Origin of the sequence: Streptomyces ferrugineus, from assembly GCF_015160855.1 — a bacterium.
Lineage (GTDB): Bacteria > Actinomycetota > Actinomycetes > Streptomycetales > Streptomycetaceae > Streptomyces > Streptomyces ferrugineus.
This window is the reverse complement of sequence record NZ_CP063373.1, coordinates 4,190,285-4,210,611: the sequence shown is the minus strand read 5'-3', so window position 1 is coordinate 4,210,611 and position 20,327 is coordinate 4,190,285. Positions and strand designations below refer to the sequence as shown.

At 70.2% G+C, this 20,327-nt stretch carries 18 protein-coding genes and 2 pseudogenes; 9 read left to right on the top strand and 11 right to left on the bottom strand.

The genetic code is table 11. The features are described 5' to 3' along the window. Positions 1 to 20: 20 nt before the first annotated feature. Positions 21 to 1,163 (bottom strand): CapA family protein, encoded by a 1,143-nt coding sequence (locus IM697_RS19250; protein WP_194048938.1) that lies wholly within the window; start codon positions 1,161 to 1,163, stop codon positions 21 to 23. A gap of 213 nt (positions 1,164 to 1,376) precedes the next feature. On the opposite strand from IM697_RS19250, the gene IM697_RS19245 reads away from it, so the two are divergent. From IM697_RS19245 to IM697_RS19230, 4 genes are all read left to right on the top strand, one after another. Continuing rightward, complete coding sequence (locus IM697_RS19245; RefSeq protein ID WP_194048937.1) at positions 1,377 to 1,925, top strand: sigma-70 family RNA polymerase sigma factor; 549 nt, start codon at positions 1,377 to 1,379, stop codon at positions 1,923 to 1,925. 146 nt (positions 1,926 to 2,071) lie between these two features. Next, positions 2,072 to 2,587: a hypothetical protein gene (locus IM697_RS19240; protein ID WP_194048936.1), complete on the top strand. Its 516-nt coding sequence runs from the start codon at positions 2,072 to 2,074 to the stop codon at positions 2,585 to 2,587. A gap of 151 nt (positions 2,588 to 2,738) precedes the next feature. Continuing rightward, positions 2,739 to 3,392: a zf-HC2 domain-containing protein gene (locus IM697_RS19235; RefSeq protein ID WP_194048935.1), complete on the top strand. Its 654-nt coding sequence runs from the start codon at positions 2,739 to 2,741 to the stop codon at positions 3,390 to 3,392. Between the two features lie 51 nt (positions 3,393 to 3,443). Beyond that, entirely contained in the window at positions 3,444 to 5,336 is a 1,893-nt protein-coding gene (locus tag IM697_RS19230) for an SMI1/KNR4 family protein (RefSeq protein WP_194048934.1), read from the top strand. Here IM697_RS19230 and IM697_RS44660 read toward each other — a convergent pair. The 5 genes and pseudogenes from IM697_RS44660 to IM697_RS19210 all read right to left on the bottom strand — a co-directional run bounded on the left by IM697_RS44660 (position 5,314) and on the right by IM697_RS19210 (position 10,507). After that, a complete protein-coding gene (locus IM697_RS44660; protein ID WP_228044754.1) occupies positions 5,314 to 5,454 on the bottom strand; it encodes a hypothetical protein in 141 nt (46 codons plus the stop codon). The two genes, IM697_RS19230 and IM697_RS44660, sit on opposite strands and share 23 nt — an antisense overlap. Positions 5,455 to 5,573: 119 nt before the next feature. Next, positions 5,574 to 5,792: an aminotransferase class V-fold PLP-dependent enzyme gene (locus IM697_RS44655; RefSeq protein WP_228044973.1), complete on the bottom strand. Its 219-nt coding sequence runs from the start codon at positions 5,790 to 5,792 to the stop codon at positions 5,574 to 5,576. A gap of 12 nt (positions 5,793 to 5,804) precedes the next feature. Further along, positions 5,805 to 6,108 (bottom strand): annotated as a pseudogene (locus IM697_RS19220) (LysR family transcriptional regulator); the annotation flags it as partial. Positions 6,109 to 6,142: 34 nt separating this feature from the next. Further along, positions 6,143 to 8,740 carry a rifamycin-inactivating phosphotransferase gene (rph, locus tag IM697_RS19215; protein ID WP_194048933.1) on the bottom strand — a complete coding sequence of 866 codons (2,598 nt, stop codon included), beginning with the start codon at positions 8,738 to 8,740 and terminating at the stop codon, positions 6,143 to 6,145. 843 nt (positions 8,741 to 9,583) lie between these two features. After that, positions 9,584 to 10,507 carry an ornithine cyclodeaminase family protein gene (locus IM697_RS19210; protein ID WP_194048932.1) on the bottom strand — a complete coding sequence of 308 codons (924 nt, stop codon included), beginning with the start codon at positions 10,505 to 10,507 and terminating at the stop codon, positions 9,584 to 9,586. A gap of 135 nt (positions 10,508 to 10,642) precedes the next feature. On the opposite strand from IM697_RS19210, the gene IM697_RS19205 reads away from it, so the two are divergent. Further along, the gene (locus tag IM697_RS19205) at positions 10,643 to 11,665 is read left to right on the top strand and encodes a proline racemase family protein (RefSeq protein ID WP_194048931.1); all 1,023 of its coding nucleotides are present in this window, start codon (positions 10,643 to 10,645) and stop codon (positions 11,663 to 11,665) included. Positions 11,666 to 12,050: 385 nt separating this feature from the next. On the opposite strand, the gene IM697_RS19200 is transcribed toward IM697_RS19205, so the two are convergent. The 3 genes and pseudogenes from IM697_RS19200 to IM697_RS19190 form a co-directional block, all read right to left on the bottom strand. After that, a complete protein-coding gene (locus IM697_RS19200) occupies positions 12,051 to 13,067 on the bottom strand; it encodes a zinc-binding dehydrogenase (protein ID WP_194048930.1) in 1,017 nt (338 codons plus the stop codon). 47 nt (positions 13,068 to 13,114) lie between these two features. Next, the gene (locus IM697_RS19195) at positions 13,115 to 13,450 is read right to left on the bottom strand and encodes a MerR family transcriptional regulator (protein WP_265582726.1); all 336 of its coding nucleotides are present in this window, start codon (positions 13,448 to 13,450) and stop codon (positions 13,115 to 13,117) included. 99 nt (positions 13,451 to 13,549) lie between these two features. Continuing rightward, positions 13,550 to 13,693: pseudogene (locus IM697_RS19190) on the bottom strand (N-acetyltransferase); the annotation flags it as partial. 317 nt (positions 13,694 to 14,010) lie between these two features. On the opposite strand from IM697_RS19190, the gene IM697_RS19185 reads away from it, so the two are divergent. Continuing rightward, entirely contained in the window at positions 14,011 to 15,177 is a 1,167-nt protein-coding gene (locus IM697_RS19185) for an NAD(P)/FAD-dependent oxidoreductase (RefSeq protein ID WP_194048928.1), read from the top strand. Between the two features lie 163 nt (positions 15,178 to 15,340). Here the strand turns inward: IM697_RS19185 and IM697_RS19180 are convergent, their stop codons facing one another. Then, entirely contained in the window at positions 15,341 to 17,116 is a 1,776-nt protein-coding gene (locus IM697_RS19180; RefSeq protein ID WP_194048927.1) for an acyltransferase, read from the bottom strand. 249 nt (positions 17,117 to 17,365) lie between these two features. Between IM697_RS19180 and IM697_RS19175 the strand changes: the two genes are divergently transcribed. The 3 genes from IM697_RS19175 to IM697_RS19165 all read left to right on the top strand — a co-directional run bounded on the left by IM697_RS19175 (position 17,366) and on the right by IM697_RS19165 (position 19,965). Further along, positions 17,366 to 17,644 (top strand): polyprenyl synthetase, encoded by a 279-nt coding sequence (locus IM697_RS19175; protein WP_194048926.1) that lies wholly within the window; start codon positions 17,366 to 17,368, stop codon positions 17,642 to 17,644. Next, positions 17,634 to 18,689, top strand: a complete 1,056-nt coding sequence (locus tag IM697_RS19170) for a polyprenyl synthetase family protein (RefSeq protein ID WP_194048925.1) — start codon at positions 17,634 to 17,636, stop codon at positions 18,687 to 18,689. The genes IM697_RS19175 and IM697_RS19170 overlap by 11 nt, the downstream gene beginning before the upstream one ends. Positions 18,690 to 18,801: 112 nt before the next feature. Then, positions 18,802 to 19,965, top strand: coding sequence for an oxygenase MpaB family protein (locus IM697_RS19165; RefSeq protein ID WP_194048924.1), 1,164 nt, complete (start codon positions 18,802 to 18,804; stop codon positions 19,963 to 19,965). 162 nt (positions 19,966 to 20,127) lie between these two features. Here IM697_RS19165 and IM697_RS19160 read toward each other — a convergent pair whose 3' ends face one another. Next, a complete protein-coding gene (locus IM697_RS19160) occupies positions 20,128 to 20,322 on the bottom strand; it encodes a hypothetical protein (RefSeq protein ID WP_228044752.1) in 195 nt (64 codons plus the stop codon). Between the last annotated feature and the right edge of the window lie 5 nt (positions 20,323 to 20,327).

Sequence of the window (20,327 nt, the reverse complement as noted above, 5' to 3'; positions counted from 1 at the left end):
GCGGGCGGGCGTGGATGGGCCTACTCCCCCATCTCCAGCCCGTCGTCCCCGGCCCCCCGGCTCAGCACGACCTCCCGGATCCGGTCCCGCACCCCGCGCAGTTCGGCGCCCTTGGCGATGGCCCGGTTGAGGTTGAGCACCCGGCCGGCGTCGATGTCGAACAGCTGCGGGACGAACTCGGCCTTCGACACCTCCCAGCGTTCCCCGGCCTCGCTCGGCGGGGCGAAGGTGAAGCGGGCCAGCGTGGACTGGTTGCCGCGCGGGTCCTGAACGCCCTGGTGGTTGTACATCGCGCCGGCGACCTGGTCACCCATGCCGTAGACCACCCACGTGCCGTTGACCTTCTCGTAGGCCTGCGGAACATGGGCGTGGGTACCGAGGATCAGGTCGATGTCGGGGCGCTCGCCGGAACGGGCGGAGGTGAGCTCACGGGCCAGGTTCACCTGGTCGTCGTCGGGCGCGTCCTGCCACTCGGTGCCCCAGTGCAGCGACACGACGACGACGTCGGCACCCCCCTTCCGGGCGGCGCGCGCGTCGGCGACGATCTTCTCCCGGTCGATCAGGTTGACCGCCCAGGGCTGGCCCGGCGGGAGCGGGAAGTCGTTGACGCCGTAGGTGTACGCCAGATGCGCGACCTTGGCCGCCCCCGCGCGCAGCACCGTCACACTGCGCGCCTCGCCCGCGGTGCGCGCCGTCCCCGCGTGCCGCACCTTCGCCTGATCGAGGGCGTTCAGCGTGCGCAGGATGCCGGCGGCCCCGTCGTCGAGGCTGTGGTTGGAGGCGGTGGAGCAGCCGTCGTAGCCCGTGGCGGCGAGGCCCCGGGCCACTTCGGGCGGGGACTTGAAGAGGGGGTAGCCGCTGTACTCGCCGTTCTCGCCGTAGATGGTCTCCATATGGCACAGCGCCAGATCGGCGCCCGAGACCACGGGTTTGACGCCGGCGAACATCGGACGGAAGTCGTACCCCTTGCCGCCCGCGTCGAAGCGCGCGCGATCGATGATCGAGGTGTGCGGGAGGACGTCACCCGAGGCGACGAGGGTGAAGCTCCGGGACCCGGAGGGGGCCGGGCGTCCCGAGGCCTCGCGGTTGTGGGCCTGGCAGGCGGCTCCTGCGGCGAGGACAGCCGTGGCAGCGATGGCCACAAGCCGACTGCGTGCGATCATCAGCTCACCCCTTGTGGTCGTATATACGCACCAAAATAGGTACGAAATAGTGCACTCCCGCAAACAATCCGGCCGCTTCGATTAGCCCGTCCGGCGCGCCCCGGCTTGCGGAAGGGACCGTTCATCGAACCGTTCGCCGACGCGATCGACCGTCCGCCGCAGATCCGTGTGTGTGCTCTGTCCCACAGCAGCCGCCTGCGATGCCATACGGCCATGACGGCCGGAACCACCCTCCCCAACGGGACTACGACCGCCGAGCACGAGCTCGCCGCGCTGCAGCGCGAGCACGGCCGGCCCCTGTTCGCGCTGCTGCTCCGGCTCTGCGACGGCGACCGGCAGCGCGCCGAGGACCTCGTGCAGGAGACGCTGGTGCGCGCCTGGCAGCATCCCGAGGCCCTGCGCGCCGACGACTTCGACTCCGTACGGCCCTGGCTGCTGACGGTCGGGCGGCGGCTCGCGATCGACGCGCGGCGGGCCCGGCAGGCGCGGCCGCCGGAGGTCGGGGACGCGATTCTGGAGAACGCGCGGGTGATCTCCGACCACGCCGAGCGGGCCGCCGAGATGCTCGATGTCCGCGAGGCTGTGAAGACACTCACTCCGGAGCACCGTGAAGTCCTGGTGCTCGTGTACTTCCAAGGGGCGAGTGTTGCGGAGGCCGCGGAAACCCTCGGTATTCCGCCCGGTACGGTGAAGTCCCGCGCGTACTATGCGCTGCGCGCCCTGCGCCGGGTGCTTCCCGGATACGCGGCCGACCTGCGGTGAAACCGAAGGGCGAGTCAAACCTCCGTAAAGCGCCTTGCTGAACACCCCGGTTGAGTAATCGGCTGTCCTCATCCGTGTTCCGGATTGGGCAAGGGCCCACGGCCCCGGGGTGGGGCGACGCACTCACCGGAGGAAGGCAGGAAGGGATGCTGCACAGAGGTCAGGAGAGCACGGACGGCACCGGCGGCGGCGAACTCACCGTCCCCATGGCGTGGTTGTACGCCGAGTACATCGCCGACGAGCTGCTGCGGACCGGCGATCTCATGCCGCCGACGTCCTTCGAGTTCCGCGCCGGGCGCGACGCCCTGGCGCTCACCATCTTCCTGTCCGACACCGACGGCGAGCTCTCCGGCATCCGGGTGGTCACCCAGCTGGAGACCTGGCTGTCACTGACGGCCTACGACCAGCCGTGGCAGGACTGGGTGCGCGAGCGCATCGCGGGCCTCGCGGCCCAGGCGGCCGACTCCGGCGGGCCCGCGCCCGACCTGGAGCTGGCCGAGGCGGCCTGGCGCTGGCTGCAGGAGACCGAACTGCTCGCGCCCGATCTGAACGCGGTGCCGGGCGGCGGCGTACCGGTCGGTGAGGACGAGGGCCCCAAGGTGTGGACCCCTGCGTGGCAGCTCGGACTGCCGCTCGGGCACCTCGCCATCCATCTTTTTTAAGTTCTTTTCTCCTCGGACCAATCCTCGGCGCCGACCGCTCCGAATCCTTGGGTTGCGATTCGGTAAGGGGCTTGAGTGATTCGACTGTCTGGTGCGTACCAGTGGGTGCAAGGAGTAACCCACCCCGCACCCAACGGCACGAGGATTCGGCATGAGGTCCCTGGAGAGGCATCGCGACGTCGCCGCGTACGCGCTCGGCGTGCTGAACGAGGCGGAGGCGTTCCGCTTCGAGGACCACCTCATGGAGTGCGCGCGCTGCGCCGCACACGTGACCGAGTTCGGGCCCATCACCCGCCAGTTGATGCTGTACCGGCGGTCCACGCCCCGATTCGTGCACCCCATGACCAAGCCGGGTCCGCAGATGCTGAACCGGCTGCTCGAAGCGGTGGCGGTCCGCCGTCGCGCCCGACGCCGGCGCACCCTGTACGCCGTGGCCGCCTCGGTGGTGATCGCCCTCGCCGGCCCCGGTGTCGCGATCATGGCGAGCGGCGACGACAGGGGCGCCCAGGTCGTCGAGGCGACCGACGCGCGGTCCGGGGTGTGGGCGCAGGTCACGACCGAGAACGAGGCGTACGGCAGCCAGGTGGAGCTGAAGGTGAAGGACGGCGCCGGTCCGCGCCCCTGTCATCTGGTGGCCATCGGCCGGGACGGCTCGGAGGAGACGGTGACCAGTTGGTCCGCCGCCCATCACGACGCCCGCGAGAACACCATGACAGGCGCGTCGGCGATGCACATGGACGAGATCGTGCGCTACGAGGTGCGCACGGCACACGGAGAGCATCTGGTGACGCTCAAGGCCCGGTGACTCCCGTGCGCGGCCGACGCGTTGTCAGTGGCGGGTGGCAGCATCGGACGCATGACGGATTCCACGGCATTCGACTGGCGGTCCTTCCTGCTCGGATGGAGCGGGGAGTGGGCCGATTCCCTGCCGGACGACGACGTTCGGAGCGAGGACGACGAGAGCGCCCGGCAGGCACGATGGCTCGGGTTCCCGCCCGCGACCGAGGAGCGGATCGCGGCCATGGAGGAGCGCCTCGGCCGCCGGATGCCCCCGTCGTACCGGGAGTTCCTCGAGGTCAGTGACGGGTGGCGGCACGCGGGCGGGTTCGTGTGGCTGCTGGCGGGGACCGCGGCCGCGCACTGGCACGACAACGAGTCGGGACTCGCGGACCTGTTCGAGGAGTACTTGGACGAGGACTCCGGGCCCGAGGAGCGGCGGGAGGCGGACCTCTGGCGGCGCGGGCTGCAGCTCGACGTCGAGTCCGACGCCACCCACGTCCTCCTGGATCCCGAGGACATGGACGAGCACGGCGAGTGGGCCGTGTACACGTGGGCGAGCTGGCGGGCCGAGCCACCCGAGCGGCACGCGAACTTCCTCGAGTTCATGCGGGACATGTACCGGCAGTTCCACAGCCTGCGGGCGCGCCGGGGCGACGGGGCGCCGGCGTTCGTCAACGACACGACGCAGAGGCTGGACGCGTCGATGCAGGAGGCCCGGCTGGAGGCGCTGCGCGGCGGCTGGGAGCGGGCCGTGAAGGCGCTGGACGAGGCCAAGGAGTACGGCAGACCGCGGGCCGCCGGGCTGGGTGACCAGATACGCCGTCTGCTCGGACAGTCCTACATGGTGTACTTCGACGGCCTGGCGACGGACCCGCGGTACGCACCCGATCTGCTGCCGCCGCTGGTCGCCGAGCACGCGGCGCACTCGTACCGGGACGACTCCACGCTGCGGTTCCATCTGCGGGGCGCCGACGACGATTTGGTGGCACTGGCGTACGCGACGCTGGATCAGGTCAGAAGCGGCCAGTACCGGTACACGGCGGCCGGGCCGTTCGGGGAGGCGGTCGAGCGGGCGCGGGAGTCGGCGCGGTGGGGAGACACCGACGGCGCATGGCGGACGCTGTTGGATGCCCTGCCCCTGTGGGAGCCGCTGGGACCGGATCACCTGGCGCCGCTGGGGTGGCTGGCCGACCCCGTGCTCGGGTCGCTGCTGACCCCGGAGCGGGGCCGCGAGCTGCTGTCCACGCCAAGGGGCGGGCAGGCGGGTGAGGCACCGGGTCCTGAGGCCGGGCTGGACCCGGGCGACCTGGCATGGCTCGCGGAGCCGGATCCGGGCAACAACCGCATCTCCTACCGGTTCGTCCTCGTGGAAGGGGTGGAGCCGGCGGAGCTGCCCGCACGTCTCGCGGACGGGGACGACACCGCGCTGAACGAACCCATGACCTTGTGGGACGCGCGCCGCAGATCTCTCAACGACCAGAGGGAGTTCTCGTCCTACGACGACAGGGCTCTCATGGCGGTCGGCCGGGCCGGCCCCGACTGGAGCTTCGCCTTCGACGGCGAACCCGCCCCCTTCGACCAGCGGCGATTGATCTCCCCGGCCGAGGGCGCCAGCGCGGGCACCCGTGCGATCGTGGTGTGGAGCGGCCTGAGGCCGCGGTTCGGGGAGCCGCACTTCCACCTTTCGGTGGCGCGAGACGGGGTCGAGCAGTACGCGTTCACCTACTCGAACGGAGAGATCGAGCGGCGCGGGGAGATACCGCAAGCGCTGGACCCGAGCCGGTTCTTCGCTGACCTGGACAACGCCGCCGAGGCGGAGCGGCCGCTGCTGGAAGCGGTGGCCGGGGAGTTCGGTGCGTCCCTGCCACGTCACGCCATCGTGAACGGGCGGCTGCACACGTTCACCACCCGTTCCTGGACGCGTCCGCCGAGGGACGGAGAGACGTTCACGGTGATCCGCGTGGGCTGACAAGCCACTCGATCGCCCTGGTGAGTGCCGTCGCCGCCGTCTCGATGCCGGCCGCCGTCGTCCAGCGGCCCAGCGACAGCCGCAGCGCCCCGAGCGCACGGGCCGGATCGAGGCCCATGGCAGTCAGGACCGTGGAGGGGGTGTGGCTGCCGCTGCGGCAGGCCGACCCGGCCGAGGCGGCGATCTCGGGGACGGCGGCAAGGAGTTCATGGCCGAGGAAGCCGTCGATGCTGACGTTCAGCGTGGTGCGGCGGTGCCGAGGGCGACGGCGAGAGCGACGTTCTCCGTTTCGGCCCGCAGGCCGCGCTCCTGGCCGCCGCCGTGGACGACCGGTTCCAGTCGCACGCCCTCGCGCACGTACAGCGCCGCGGCGCCCTTGGGGGCCCGCATCTTGTGTCCCACGACGGTGGGCAGGTCCGCACCCAGGGACCGGACGTCGAGGGGGACCTTCCCCACGGCCTGGGCGGCGCGGCCGAGCGCCGACCAGGCGTAGCCGATCCGCTGGCGGGTGTGGCCCGAGGTGGTCTCCCGGACCAGGTCCTTCACCTCCGCCAGCACCCGCTCGCCTTGGCAGCCACCCGCAGCCCGGTCACGGTGGCCGTCACCTGGCGCGACGTACGCGCAACAGCCGTACGCCCACGGCATGTTCGAGTGAGGCGAGGGTTCGGGACACGGGCGCCTGGGAGACGCCGAGCGCGGTGGCCGCGTCGGTGAAGGTGCCCTCGTCGACGATCGCGACGAGGCAGCGCAACTGCCGTAGCTCCACATCCAGGACGCGATCGCACAGACCAACCGCTCGGCGCGTTTCACGCAAGTATCTCGACGTAGCCGTCGGTTCCGTGCACGCGGATCCGCTGTCCGTCCCGGATCAGCCGGGTGGCCTGCTCGACGCCCACGACGGCCGGCAGGCCGTACTCCCGGGCGATCACCGCACCATGGGTCATCAGGCCGCCCACCTCCGTCACCAGGCCCGCGATGCCGACGAACAGCGGCGACCAGCTGGGGTCCGTGTGGGCTGTGACCAGGATGTCGCCCGCCTCGAGATCGGCCTTCGCCATGTCGAGGATGACGCGGGCCCTTCCCTCGATGGTCCCGGCGGAGACCGGTACGCCGATCAGGGCGCCGGCCGGCACGTCGTCGCGCCGGTACGCCCCGGTGAGGGCCTCGCCGTCCGAGGTGAGGACCCGGGGCGGTGTGAGCGCGTGGTACGACCGGAACGCGTCCTTGCGCTGCTGGATGAGCCGGCCGTCGACCTGGTTCGTGCGCACGACGTCGTGGAGTTCCTGGAAGGTGAGGTAGAAGATGTCCTCCTTCGCGGGAAGGACATCGGCCTGCACGAGGCGCTCGGCCTCGTCCAGCAGGGCCTGCTTGTAGACGAAGTAGCGGCTGATGATGCCGTACTTCGGGTACTCCCGGTACCCGATGAAGGTGCGGACCCGGTCGATCATCCGCTTGGTCTCGTCGGCTTTCCGGTCCCCGTCCGGCAGGGCGCGCAGGCGTGACAGAACGTCCTGTTCCTTCTTCCGCGCCTTCTGCCGGCCTTCCTCGAAGCGCCGTTCGGCGGCACCGTGCTCGAAGATCCTGACGTTGTCGAGGATCACGGGCACGAGCGTGGTGGGGCGCTCGCGCCAACGCGGCCTCGTGATGTCGATCTCGCCGACGCAGCGCATGCCGTACCGGTCGAGGTAGGCCTCGATGGCGTCCCGCGCTTCGACCCCGCCCGGGAGTTTCGGCAGCTCGTCCAGGAAGTCCTCGTCCTCGACGCCCTGGAGGAACGCCACCACCTCCGGCCGCCGGCGGATGACGTCCGCGACGTCGAGCAGCGCCAGTCCCATCTCCGAGGTGACGTTGTCGGGGGCGGACAGCGTGAGCGTGTCAGCCGCGTTCTTCTCGCCGAGCCACTCCCGCAGCTTGTCGTTGAGCCACCAGGTGGCCTCCATCCCCGCCATGATCGCCTGGAAGCTCAGCGGATCACTGAGGACTCGCTTGTGCTCCTCGACGGCCTCCAGCAGGAAGTCGAACAACGCCGGTCCGGTCTTCGTCCGGATGTCGCGCTCCAGGGCGGCGATGGACGCCTGGCTGCGTTCGATCAGCTCGGTGACGATGGCGGGATCGGTCGCGATCGGCGCGGACGCGCCGCCGGCCGGAGGTCCGCCGGGACTCGCGTCCGGGAGCGACGGGACGAAGTCGTCGCGGTCGAGTACGGTCTCCAGCGCGTCCCTGACCAGCGGATCTCCCCTCCCCATCAGGTCCAGGAGGACGGCTCGGCTCGCGGGCGAGGCCAGGCGCCGGGTGACATCGACGAACAGCCTCCCGCCGGCCTCGTGCATCGGTGCCATGGCCGTCAGCTGCCACATGGAGAGCCCCAGGGGCTTCATGGGGTCGGTCATCATCTGCTGATGGCCGACGGAGACGTAGACGTGGTTCTCCTGGTCGTCGGTCTCGGGGATGGGAAACAGGGTCGTGATCGGCCGGCTCTGAACGATCCGGAAGTCATCGTCGACCAGGCACCATTCGATGTCCTGCGGGCGGCCGAAGTGCGCTTCGATCCGCCGGCCGAGCTCCACGAGCCGCACGACCTGCGCATCCGTCAGCGCCGGCTGCTCCTGCCGCTGCGAGTCGATCGCCACCTCCCGCGTCCCGCCAGCCGGAAGGGCGAGCACGGCACGCTGTTTGGCGGCGATCGTCCTGACGACGACTTCGCCGTGTCGCACCTTGAAGACGTCCGGGTTCACCAGGCCGGAGACCAGTGCCTCACCGAGGCCGAAACCGGCGTCCACGGTGGCGACCTTCCGATTGCCCGTGACGGGGTCGGCCGTGAACAGGATGCCGGCCGCATCCGGGAAGACCATCTGCTGCACGACCACCGCCATATGGACCGTACGGTGGTCGATGCCGTTGCGCTGGCGGTAGGTCACGGCCCGCTCGGTGAACAGCGAGGCCCAGCACCGGCTGACGTGCCGGAGGATCTCCGTCGGCCCCATGACGTTCAGGTAGGTGTCCTGCTGGCCGGCGAAGGAGGCCGTCGGCAGATCCTCCGCCGTCGCGCTGGATCGGACGGCGCAGGCGGCCTGCTCGCCGAGCCGGGCGTGGGCGCGGGTGATCGCCGCCGCGAGATCGCCCGGAATGGCGATCTCTTCGATGGTCCGGCGAATCCGCGCGCCGAGCGCACGGATCGCCTCCCGGTCGTCCGGGTTCGTGCGGGAGAGCTGATCGAGCCGATCGTCGATGTCCGGAGCCTCAGCCATGATCCGGCGGAAGGCGTCCGTCGTCACGCAGAAGCCACCCGGCACACGGATGCCTTCGATCCGCGACAGCCCGCCCAGGTGCGCGCCCTTGCCGCCAACGACCGCGACCTGCGTCTCGTCCACCTCTTGAAGGTCCAACACGTACTGCTCGTTCACGTCCCCGCCTCTGGTCGCTTTCCCAACGCACGCACGTCGTGCTTCCCCCATTTCCGCAGGTTGTGGCCTCGGCCGACGATTGTGCGCCGTGACCCGGGTCTTGCGGCAAGCCCCCCGGCGCGCTATACGTTGAGAGTGGCAAGGAGAGAGTTCTCCTTGCCCTTTCCTTTGCGGGCATCCGGCACGACAGCCACTTCGTCGAGGGCTCATCAGGCAGGCGTCGTCGGTGGGGCAGCCGATGTCGAACGCGATCTGCATGGTGACGAGTTGGTCCGGCCGCCCGGCCGACCCAGCCGAGGTCGGGGGACGCAGTCCCGTGGGACCAGTCAGTGACGGTGGTGACCCCGTCGTTGACGGCCTCCCATTTCTGCATCATCCATGCGAAGTGGTCGCCAAGGGTCCACTCCGCTTCCACACCGCGCAGTGCGGACTGCCACATGTGCCGGTGGGTGTCGACGAAGCCGGGCAGTAACAGGCCACGGCGGCGTCGATGACGACCGAGTGCGCGGGCGCCGGCAGCCACTTGCCCACCGACTCGGTGGTGGTGCCACGGACCAGGACGTCGGTCTCGGGCAGCACGTCGGCCGCAGGTGCCGCCGGCGCCGGGGATGTCGCGAACGCGCTCGGTCCCATCGCGGCGCCGGCGGGGGCTCCCGCGAGCACGTGGCGGCGGCTTGCGGCCCGCCCTTCATCCTCAGAGGCGCCGGCGCCGGAGTCAGGCGGCCGCCGTGACGGCCGGATCGCGCAGCCCCGCGAGGGCGGTGCTCCAGGCGACGACCTCGTCGAACAGCGCGCCCAGGTGGGTGAGGCCGACCGAGGAGGCGGAACCATGCTGAGCGGAGTTCAGCAGAGGAACTTGTCGGCCAGAAGGCGGGCAATGGCCCAGTCCTGCATGGCGACACCGACGGTCTTGAACACCGTGCGCTTGCCACGCGGGGCCGGTGGGGCCGCGGTCAGGGCGGTGCCCAGTTCGGTGAGGTCGTCCTGGGTGATGGCGCCGGCCTGGAGAGCGTGGATGATCTCGCCGGACTCTTCGAGGACGGCGCCGAGTTCATCGATGATCACGGTGCCGGTGGCCAGCAGTTCGTCCGGCAGCTCCCGCATGGAGGGACGGAAGGCGCCGATGGCGTTGACGTGCACCCGAGCCGGAAGGGCGGACCCGGGGAAGAGCGGGCTGGTCGCCGGGGTGGCACAGCACACGATGTGAGCGTCGGCGACGGCCGAGGCCGGGTCGGTGGCGGTCCTGATCTCGGTGCCGTCGAGTTCGGCTCGCAGGGTGTCCGCCAGCGCGTGGGCTCGTCCCGTGCCGGTGCCTACGATGGTCAGGTGCCGCAGGGGGCGAACGGTGTGGACGGCGCGCACCTGGTCGAGGGCCTGGCCGCCGGCGCCGATCAGGGTGAGCCGGTCGGCGTCGGGAGCGGCGAAGAGGTCGGTGGCGACGCCGACCGCCGCGCCCGTGCGCAGGGTCGTGACGGCGGCGGCGTCTGCGATCAGGTGGTCGAGCCGATCCAGGGTGCTCCAGACGACGGTGCCGGTGATGGCGGGCACACGGTCGAAGTTGACGCTCAGGGTCTTGATCATCGCCGACTCGGTCGGCCGATGGTGGGCCGACATCACGAGGAACCGACCGTCCCGCAGCGCGGTACGCGTCGGCATCTCGAACTCGCCGTTCGCGAGGCCGACGAAGCCGCGACGCACGGCGTCGATCGCCTCGCGCATCGACACGGCCGCACGGACCTCGCGCTCGCTGAGGCTGATGGTCTTCATGAAATCCCGTCCCTGTTGAGGCAGGCCGATCCCCGGTGACAGTGCAATGTAACATTGCACTGTCACCGGGGATCGGCAATGCTGGCGCTGATGGTGTCCGTAAACGGAAGCACGGGCGAGAGGGGTGGGGCAGCCATGGAGCACCGCTTCACGGTCCGCACAGTGGACTACCACACGGCAGGCGAGCCGTTCCGCATCGTGACCGACGTGCCGCCCCTGCACGCACGAACGGTCGCCGACAAGCGGGTCGAGGCCATGCGCGACCCCGCGGTCGACGGACTGCGGGCACTGCTGTGCTCCGAGCCGCGCGGCCACGCCGACATGTACGGCGGCTTCATCACCGAACCCGACGACGACGGCGCACACTTCGGCGTGCTCTTCTGGCACAAGGACGGATTCTCCACGGCCTGCGGGCACGGCACCATCGCCCTCGGCGCCTGGGCGATCAGGACGGGCCGGGTGCCGATCGCCGACGGCGGGGTCACCGACGTCGTCATCGACGTCCCCTCCGGCCGCGTCACCGCCCGCGTCGCGACCGGCCCGGACGGCAAGGTGAGATCGGTGGACTTCGTCAACGTCCCCAGCTACCAGCTGCACGACCTGGTGAAGGTCGAGACATCGGCAGGGACCATCAATACGGCCATCAGCTTCGGCGGCGCGATCTACGCCCACGTCGACGCCGCCGACCTCGGACTCACCGTCACCGCCCGGGACCTGCCGAGGCTGATCGAGCTGAGCCGGGAGATGAAGTACGAGCTCAACGGCACCAGGTACGCCGAACATCCGGCCGACGCACGCCTGAACGGCGTCTACGGCGTGATCTTCTTCGAGGACCTGGGCGACGACGAGACCGGAAACCCGGTCCAGCGCAACGTCACCGTCTTCGCCGACGGAGAGGTCGACCGCTCCCCCTGCGGGTCCGGGACCTGCGCGCGCATCGCCACGCTGGCGGCGACCGGCCGCCTCACCGAGGACCGGCACCTCGTGCACCACTCCATCGTGGGCTCCACCTTCCGCGGCCGCGTCATCGGCCGCGGCGTCGAACACGGCCGGGACGCGGTGACGCCCATGGTGACCGGGACCGCCTATGCCACGGGCGAGCATGTGTTCGTAGTCGATCCCGACGACGACATGACGCCCGGGTTCGTGCTGCGCTGATCGCTTCGCGCTTCGGGCTTCAGGCTTCGGGCTTCGGATGAGATCTCGTACTGTGAGGGCGGACATGAGCAAGGCTCCCAGCCGACATGCTCGGAGTGTCTGCCACGCCCGACTGGATCAGTTCGCTCATGTCCGCCTGCTGCTCGAGGTTCCCGCGATGGGCGACGTTGCCGCCGCCTCGTCGCTCAACACATTGGTCATGTGCGCTCGTTGTGGGCCGGACCCGCCAAGTGACGTCGTCTCGGCTGAATCCGTCGACTGCGGAGTGACGGCAGACGTGGCCGCCACCGCCCTCTGGGATCCGCCCGGCCTTCCTCACAGCCTTGTCGGCCGGGAGTCCGAAGGCGATCCGGCCTTGCAGCGCTGCGCGAGACGCAGCCGGTTCCTAGCGCCAGGGATCTAGAGCGTGCTTGCCGTGGGTCCGGCCCGCTTCGAGCTCCCGCAGCACGGCCGGTCCCTCCGACAGAGGGTGGACCTGGGGAGTGCCGGGCAAGTACACGCCGGCGGCGATGAGCGTGTCGAGCTCGGCGAGCAGTTCGCCATAGATGGACGGGGCCGCGGCTGCCAGCGTGCCGATGTGCAGGCCCTTGACCTGCACGGGGTGGGTGAAGACCAGGTCGTGTGTGGTCAGGCCGGCGTTGCCGGAGGCGGCACCGAACACGACGATGCGTCCGGTGAAGGGTTGGGTGACGGCCAGGCTGACTTGGAACGTGGCTCGTCCCACGGACTCCAGGACCAGGTCCACGCCGCCGGTCAGGCGGGTGATCTCCGCGGTCAGATCGGGGCGGGTGCTGTCCAGGACCGCCTCGGCGCCGAGCGCTTTGACGGTGCCGTGCTTGGCGGGTGAGGCCGTGGCGATCACACGCGCGCCGTAGTGGTGGGCGAGGCGGACGGCCGCCTGGCCCACACCGCCGGCCGCGGCATGAATGAGCACCGCGTCACCCCTTTCGACCTCGCCCAGCGGCTTCAGTGCCGCCAACGCGGTCGCCCAGTTCAACACCAGACCAAGGGCTTCGGCGTCCGTCCAGCCGGATGGGACGGCAAGCGCCTCCGCGGCCGGCATCGTCATGTACTGCGCGAAGGCGCCCGGGCCGGCTCCGACGACGTGGGCGCCGACCTCAAGCGCGTCGGCGACCTCCGGACCGACGGCGACGATCTCGCCGGCCGCTTCGAAGCCCGCCACGTAGGGCGCCTGTGGTCCTCCTGCGTAGGTTCCCCGGGTCTGCATAACGTCCGCGAAGTTCACCCCGGCGGCGCCGACTCGAATCAGATACTCGCCGGCACCCGGAGTGGGGCGGCGCTGGTCCGTCGTAAGGCTCTGGTCCTTCGGCCCGCCGTGCGAGTGCTGGACCAGGGCCCGCATCGTCCGCTCCACGCCGTGGTGCTGCTCGTTGATCTCCATGCCGGGGAACGTAGAAGCCTCACACTGGCGTCAAGGTCAAGCGGCGATCATGCGTCCGTGGGCCGGACCTCTCGCAGGTAGGCGTCGAGTGCCGCCCGCTGAGCACTGAGATCGGCGATGCGGGCAGCGAGCCGATCGCGATAACTCCGCACCTCGTGCAGGAACTCCGCGCACACCACGTCCGTGCCGACATCATCGGGACCGTCCGTGAGATGAGGCAGGACCTCCTTGATCAACCGCACGGGCAGTCCGGACTCCAGCAGCGAGCGGATGACGAGGACCCGGTCGATGGTCGACCTGCAGTAGTCGCGGTACCCGTTGCTGAAACGGCCCGGGACGATCAAGCCCTCATCCTCGTAGTACCGCAACGACCTGGCACTCACGCCGCTGACCCTGGACGCTTCGCTGATCCTCATACCTGGAGGCAACGTCCGGACCCACCGCGAACTTCCAGGCGTCAACAGCCTCCGGTCCCGCAACACCTAGACGTCCCGGTATCGATCCCGGACCTCGGGGCACCGCCGGAATCCTGCCGACTCATAGGCGGCGACGGCGCCGACGTTGGAGCTCGGTGTGCAGACGACCGCGCTCGACGAGCCCAGCTCCTGGAGTGCGGCCGCCGCGGTCTTCTCCCCGTACCCCTTGGTCAGTAGCCGTGCCTCGATCATCAGCGTGCCTTCCCTCGGCTTCGAGCGCCCGTCGGACGACTCACCAGCAACGCTAGGAACGGAACGGCACCGATCCGGTCCCCCCGCGGGCTGGTCCGAGGGGTCGACGTCGTACCGCGGTATGAGGCGGACGTACGACGACGGCGCCCTCGCCGGGGCATTCCGTGTTACCAGCGGACGATGGCCGCGCTACTGTCCATGTGCCTTGTTCGGTTCCATGCCGACCGTCCCGCTCCGTGAGCGGCGTGCCTTCCACAGAAGGGAACGCGCAGACGATGAAGGTCATCATCATCGGTGCCGGCGTGCTGGGGTTGAGCGTCGCGAGGCAGCTTGCCGTCGTCGGTGCGGAGGTCCTCCTGCTGGATCAGTGGGGAGCCGGCGCCGGTACCACCGCCACCACCTTTGCCTGGACCAACTCGAGCCGGAAGCTGGACCCGGACTACCACGCGCTGAACCTCGCGGGTATGGAGGAGCACCCCAGGCTCGCGGAGCAACTGCGCGGCGCCCCTTCGTACTTCCCCAGCGGAGCGCTGCAGTGGGCGGACTCCTCCAGCGAACAATGGCTCGCCGACAACGTGGAACGGCTCCGGTCGCTCGGCTACCCCGCCCACTGGGTCACGCCCGAGGAGGCCACGCGGATCGCGGGCGACCTCCGGGTCCCGGAGCCCATCACGTCCATCGCCTACTTCCCCAGCGAGGGGTACGTGCTGCCGGAAGTCTTCGTGGCGAACCTTCTGGCAGACGCCGAACAGCACGGAGCCAGGCTGGTGTCCGGAGAGGTCAAGGCCATCGATGAGGGGTCTGACGGAGTGTCCGTCGCCCTGGCCGGAGGCGAGATCTTCAGAGGCGATCGAGTCGTCCTGGCGGCGGGCCGCTGGACCCAACGACTCGCGGCACGGACCGGCATCGACGTTCCGATGGTGACGGATACGGGTCGCGGATCGCAGACGGTCGGCCTGCTCGGGTACGCCAGGTCGCCGGAACTCGACCTGCGCTGTGTGATCCATAGTCCTGGCCTCAATCTCCGCCCCGCGGGCGGCGGGCAGACCGTCCTGCAGGCTCTTGATCTGAATGCGGAGGTCGATCCGGCAGCTCCTCCGTCCGCGGACGGGGACCTCGCACGCACCATCGCCCGGCGGTTCTCCGCACTGCTGACCGGCCCCGGCCGTGCACCGGAAATCGACCTGCGCATCGGCTTCCGGTCACTGCCCGCGGACGGCCATACCGTCGCCGGCTACGCCTCGGGGCAGTCCCGCGTCTACTGCCTCGTCTCGCACAGCGGGGTCACCCTGGCGCCGATTCTGGGACGGCTGGCCGCGACCGAGATCACCACCGATCAGGAGCAGGACCTCCTCCGACGTTTCCGACCCACGCGATTCATCGGCGTACGGCGCTCGGACGTCGAGGTCGACCAAGGCGCCACCGCTCTGGGTGAGCAGTAGCAGGACAGCCCGCCTCCATCCGCTTCACGACTGCGCCGGGCCGTCGCCTTGTGGGGCCGTTGAGCGCCGAAGGGCTTCGGCGCCGAGCTGTACGAGGTGGCGGCTGTCGAGGTCGGCGTCCGGCCGATGCCGGTGCGACAGTCGTTGGCCCGGGCCTTGCGGCTCAGGCACAGGTCGAGGGGTGCCCAGGGCCGGGGCCCGGAGGGGCAGGACGGGCATGCGGCGGGGCCGGGAAGACGGTGCCCGGTTCCGGCCGGTGGACACCGCGGGGGCGATAGCCCAGCGCGTCCGACCGGCCCAGCAGATCAGCCAGGTACCAGACGATCGCCAGCCACATTTCGGTGCCCTGGAGCCCGGGCTCCGGACCGGGACCGACCGCGGCGGCACCGAACCCGAACCCCTGGCCGTCCCGCCACGCGGACAGCACCGCTGCCAGCTGCCGCTCGGCCCAGGCTCGGATGTCCGCCGAGCGATACCCGTCGCCTCCGGTGCCCGTGGTGAGCTGCCGGGAGCACATCCACAGCGGGTGGGCGACGTCCAGCACGTTGCAGGCGTTCTCCTGTCCGGCCCCGAAGTGACGGGCGTCGTGGGCGTGGGCCAGGACGGTGTCCACCACCCGCTCCGGATCCGGCACCGGCACTCCGAACTGGGCGAACGAGCCGCGCGTGAGACGGTAGTAGCCGTTGACGACCTGGAGTCGGCCGGCCTGCGCGGAAGGGCGCCCCCACATGCCCGTCCAGGGGTCGGCCCGGGTGAGCAGCCAGCCGAACAGCGCCTCCAGCGAGCCGGACGTGCCACCCTCGCCGTGCCGTAGGTTCCAGTGTGCGGCCGTGGCCCAGGCATCGATCCAGGCACCGGCGGCCCACGCGTTGTCGCGCCAGGGCAGGCTTTCCAGACGTACGAGGAGTTGACCTGCCGTCATCTCCCGTACTCCGGGTACCGGGTGCGGGAACGATGCGCCCAGCAGGTCGAGGGCGTAGCCGACGGACAGGATGTGGTAGAGGGCGGCCCCGTCTCCTGTCAGGCCGTCGCCGTCATCGCCGTCGCCGTCGCCGTCGTCGCCGTCGTCCTCGCTCGGGAGCGGCTCGCCGAGTTCCGGCACGAGACCGCTGACGGGGTCCTGAGCCGCACTCAGCCGCTGGACGTGCTCATCGGCGGCCAGCTGCGGCGGAGCGGAACCGAGCAGCAGGTCGGCGATCTCCACGGCGTCGCAGTGCGCACGCATCGTGGGGACGGCCCCGGGTCGGTCGACGTACCGGTCGCCGTCCCAGCACCGGGCGAGGATGTCGGCGGCCTGAGCACGGGCGCTGTCGGCGAAGCGGGTCAGGTCGTTCGCGACGTCTCCGGGCGTTCCCGCCGGACCCGCGCTCCTGTCTCGCCGGTCGCGTATCGGCCGCGCCGGGTTCCCGGCGGCCACGGTCCAGGCGGGCAGATCTCTGGTGACCACCGCCCCGGCGCCGACGACACAGTGGTCACCGATGGTCACACCGTCCACCACGACCACGTGCGAGCCGATCCACACGTCGTCCCCCACGTTGATCCCCCGGCTGGTAAGGGGCTGTTGGAAGACCGGCCGGTCGGGAGCCATGGAGTGGTTGAAGCCGAGCACCGAGCTGTGCGCGCCGATCCGCACGCCGTCGCCCAGAGTGACCGTGCCCCGGACCGTGGTGAAGGGGTTCAGGGTGCAGTCCGTACCGGTCGTCAACTCACCGGTGACGTAGGCATGCGCGGCGATGTACGAGTCGTCGCCGAGCCGCAGCCGGTCCGGGAACACGGCTGCGGAGTCGGCGACGTAACACCGCTCGCCGATCTCGGTGTCCCCGCCGACGGCCCGCTGCCGCTCCTGCTGGGCCAGGCGCTGCGCCCTGGTCGCCTCCTCGGCGAAGAGCCACGGACAGTGATCGAAGTGCTGTACCGACTGCCGCTCGCGATGATCCATGCGAGGAACGTTAGACAGGTGGAGGGGCCCGCGCCGTCGCATCATCAAGTTCGTCGCCGTCGCCCGCGGCCGATGTCTCACACCCGCCCAGGGCTGGCAGCGTCACCTCTGAGGAGGCCGCTGTTCGCACGGTCAAGCGATGTGATCACTCGATCGTGAATCCCTTCTCTCCCATGCCCGTTGTGTCGCGATGCTGGGGCGACGGCGCGTGACCGGCGCCGCCCGGAAGTGCCGTGGGTGGGGAGTGGCATGACGCAACAAGCTGAACGACGCGAGGGCTTGGACGAGCGGGCGGTCCTGCTGGTGGCCGGGCTGGCCGATCTTGCGGTGAGCACGGTGGGTTCCGCCCTGGGGGCGGTGCGGGGGCTGCTGCGTCGCGCGGACGCGGCGGAGCTGGCGGCGGAGGCTGAGCATGATCTGACGGCGCGCGGGCGGCTGATGCTGGACCGGTACGCGGCCGTACCCCCGGCCCATCTGGAGATTCTTGCCCGGCACGCCCTGGCTCGGCGGGCCACCGATGATGTCTGACCGGTGGGAGCCGGCCGCGTTCAAGGCCCGTGTCGACGAGGTGGTGCACTCGTTCGTCGCCGGGGAGGCCGATCAGTTCGCGGCGATCGATCCGCTCCTGGGTCCGGTGGCCGACCAACTGGAGGCCGTGGTCGCGGACGGCAAGCGGATGCGGGCGGCGTTCTGCTACTGGGGCTGGCGCGCCGTGGGGCAGCCGGACAGCGATGCTCTGGTGCGGGCGGCGGCCTCCCTGGAACTGGTGCATGCCGCCGCGGTCGTGCACGACGACCTCATCGACGACAGCCCGTTACGCCACGGCCGGCCCACCACGCACATCGCTCTGCGTGGTGCCGTACGCCGTCGCCCGCGTGCCGTCGCCGCCGCCAGGTCGCTGGCGATGCTGGTGGGGGATCTGCTGATGGGCCTGGCCGGACAGCTGTTCGCCACCAGCGGTCTGCCCGCCGCATACCTGGCTCGGGCCCGCCCGTTGTGGTCGGCGCTGGCCCGCGAGTTGATCGCGGGCGAGTGCCTGGAAATCCTGCGTACCGGGGCCGAGCCGGACACCACGGCGTCGCTGAAGGTCATCCGGTACAAGACCGCCAAGTACACCGTCGAGCAGCCCCTGCTGATCGGCGGTGCCCTCGCCGGCGCGGACGGGCGGCTGCGCGAAGGCTACTCCGCCTACGGACTCCCGCTGGGTGAGGCGTTCCAGCTACGAGACGACCTCCTCGGTCTGTTCGGAGACCCGGCACGCACCGGCAAGGCCAACGCCGACGATGTACGCGGCCACCGGCCCACAGCCCTGCTGGCGGAGACCTGGCGCATCGCCGGTGACAACGAGCGGGAACAGCTCCGCGCCCTTCTGGGCCGACGCGACCCGGACGGGGACGGTCTGCGCGCGGTCCGCGAGGTGATGCGCCGGCTGAAGACACCCGACCGCGTCGAGGACATGATCACCGCTCGGGTCGAGGAAGCCCTCGGAGCACTCCACGAGCTGAACCTGCCCCCGCATGCCGCCGCTGCCCTGACCGCGCTGGCGCACTCGGCCGCCATCCGCCTGTCCTGACCCCGCACGGGAGCGGCGCAAGCCCCTACAGGAGCGGCGCAATCCCCTGCCGCCCCAGACCAGACCCTCCCGCCACTCGTCGAGCACCCCGTGGAAGGCAAGGAACCCTGCCATGACGTACACCGAGGCATCGATGGACTCCCTGCGCCAAGCCGGCGACGAACTCGCCGACGCCACCGTCGCCGCGCTCTTCGACCGCGGAGAGGTCGGCAAGTTCAACACCCTGATGCGCTACGTCTCCACCGCCGGCGCTCCCCTGCCGGACGGGCTGCCCGACATCGCACGGGACTACCTCCAGGCCACCAGCGTCCCGCCGACCTGGGTCGACTGGGGGGAGATGGAGAAGGCCCGGCTGTTCTTCATCGACAACAACGTGCACATCTCCACCGCCCTGTCCTTCGCCTCCATGCCCGCCTGCTACGCCATCCCGCACGTGGCCAGGCTGCTGTCGGCCACCCACGGACTGAAGTACCCCTCCAAGCGGATGGCGGAGACCGGCCAGTTCACCGTCTACCTCATGCAGCCCGGCGCCTTCGAAGCCGGCAGCCGCTTCATCCCCGCCGCCCAGAAGGTCCGACTCCTGCACGCCTCCATCCGCCACCACCTCAAGCGCGAGAACCGCTGGGACACCGCGGCACTGGGCGTGCCGATCTGCCAGGAGGACATGATCGGCGGGCAGATGTCCTTCTCCCTGCTCGTGCTCGACTCCCTGCACCGCCTGGGCATCCACATGTCCACCGAGGGCGCCGAGGCGTACTTCTACGCTTGGCGGGTCGTCGGAGCGATGCTCGGCGTCGGCCAGGACGCCGTCCCGAAAACCCTGGAAGAGGCCCGCCAGTTCTTCGACCTGTACATGATCCGGCACATGGGGCCGTCCGCCGAGGGCGCAAACCTGACGCGGCAGCTGATCGACCTGTACGAGGAGGTCGTACCCGGCACGTTCTTCGACCCGATCGTCTCCGCGCTGATCCGCCACCTCATCGGCGGCACCTGTGCCGACTGGCTCCAAGTCCCCCGCAGCTCCTGGGACACCGTCGTCAAGGCCGTCCCCCACCTGCTCGGCGTCCTGGAGACCATCGAGGACCACTCCCCGCTCGGCGCCTGGGCCCTGGACCGCCTCGGCCACCTCACCACCATCTTCGAGCTGTCCTCTCTCACCCGCGGACGCGTCATGCACTACGCGATCCCCGAACAGCTCAAGAAGGACTACGGCATCTCCGACACGGTTCCCCGCACCCACCGATGGACTCCGCCTGCCGCCACCGTCACATGCTGACCCACGTGCTCGAACTTCGCGCCTGACAACCGGGGGGAGCCGTCGAAGCATGTGTCCGTACCACCGCCGCAGCGACCTGTACCAGTGATGAATCCTCGGAGTACGCCGTTTCGACCCCGCCGGACGGAAGGAGACCGGTAGGAGCGTTCTTGCGGTTGATGATCAGACGCCGAGCAAGGTACGGAGGTGGGCGCATGCGGCGGCTTCTGTCGGATGCTCGGCGGCGGGCTCGTACGTGCCCCGTTCGAATACCCCTGTCTCCCAGCCGCCGTCCGGCCGTGCGCGCAGATAGACGAAGTCGGGCGGGGTGGGCGTGGGTTCGTGGACGCCCTCGATCCAGTAGTGCTCGGAGGGCACTCCAG

Excerpts from the sequence above, each read along its gene's own strand:
- IM697_RS19250 (WP_194048938.1), bottom strand. The coding sequence starts at position 1,163 with ATGATCGCACGCAGTCGGCTTGTGGCCATCGCTGCCACGGCTGTCCTC.
- IM697_RS19245 (WP_194048937.1), top strand. The coding sequence starts at position 1,377 with ATGACGGCCGGAACCACCCTCCCCAACGGGACTACGACCGCCGAGCAC.
- IM697_RS19240 (WP_194048936.1), top strand. The coding sequence starts at position 2,072 with ATGCTGCACAGAGGTCAGGAGAGCACGGACGGCACCGGCGGCGGCGAA.
- IM697_RS19235 (WP_194048935.1), top strand. The coding sequence starts at position 2,739 with ATGAGGTCCCTGGAGAGGCATCGCGACGTCGCCGCGTACGCGCTCGGC.
- IM697_RS19230 (WP_194048934.1), top strand. The coding sequence starts at position 3,444 with ATGACGGATTCCACGGCATTCGACTGGCGGTCCTTCCTGCTCGGATGG.
- IM697_RS44660 (WP_228044754.1), bottom strand. The coding sequence starts at position 5,454 with ATGGGCCTCGATCCGGCCCGTGCGCTCGGGGCGCTGCGGCTGTCGCTG.
- IM697_RS19210 (WP_194048932.1), bottom strand. The coding sequence starts at position 10,507 with ATGAAGACCATCAGCCTCAGCGAGCGCGAGGTCCGTGCGGCCGTGTCG.
- IM697_RS19205 (WP_194048931.1), top strand. The coding sequence starts at position 10,643 with ATGGAGCACCGCTTCACGGTCCGCACAGTGGACTACCACACGGCAGGC.
- IM697_RS19200 (WP_194048930.1), bottom strand. The coding sequence starts at position 13,067 with ATGGAGATCAACGAGCAGCACCACGGCGTGGAGCGGACGATGCGGGCC.
- IM697_RS19185 (WP_194048928.1), top strand. The coding sequence starts at position 14,011 with ATGAAGGTCATCATCATCGGTGCCGGCGTGCTGGGGTTGAGCGTCGCG.
- IM697_RS19180 (WP_194048927.1), bottom strand. The coding sequence starts at position 17,116 with ATGGATCATCGCGAGCGGCAGTCGGTACAGCACTTCGATCACTGTCCG.
- IM697_RS19175 (WP_194048926.1), top strand. The coding sequence starts at position 17,366 with ATGACGCAACAAGCTGAACGACGCGAGGGCTTGGACGAGCGGGCGGTC.
- IM697_RS19170 (WP_194048925.1), top strand. The coding sequence starts at position 17,634 with ATGATGTCTGACCGGTGGGAGCCGGCCGCGTTCAAGGCCCGTGTCGAC.
- IM697_RS19165 (WP_194048924.1), top strand. The coding sequence starts at position 18,802 with ATGACGTACACCGAGGCATCGATGGACTCCCTGCGCCAAGCCGGCGAC.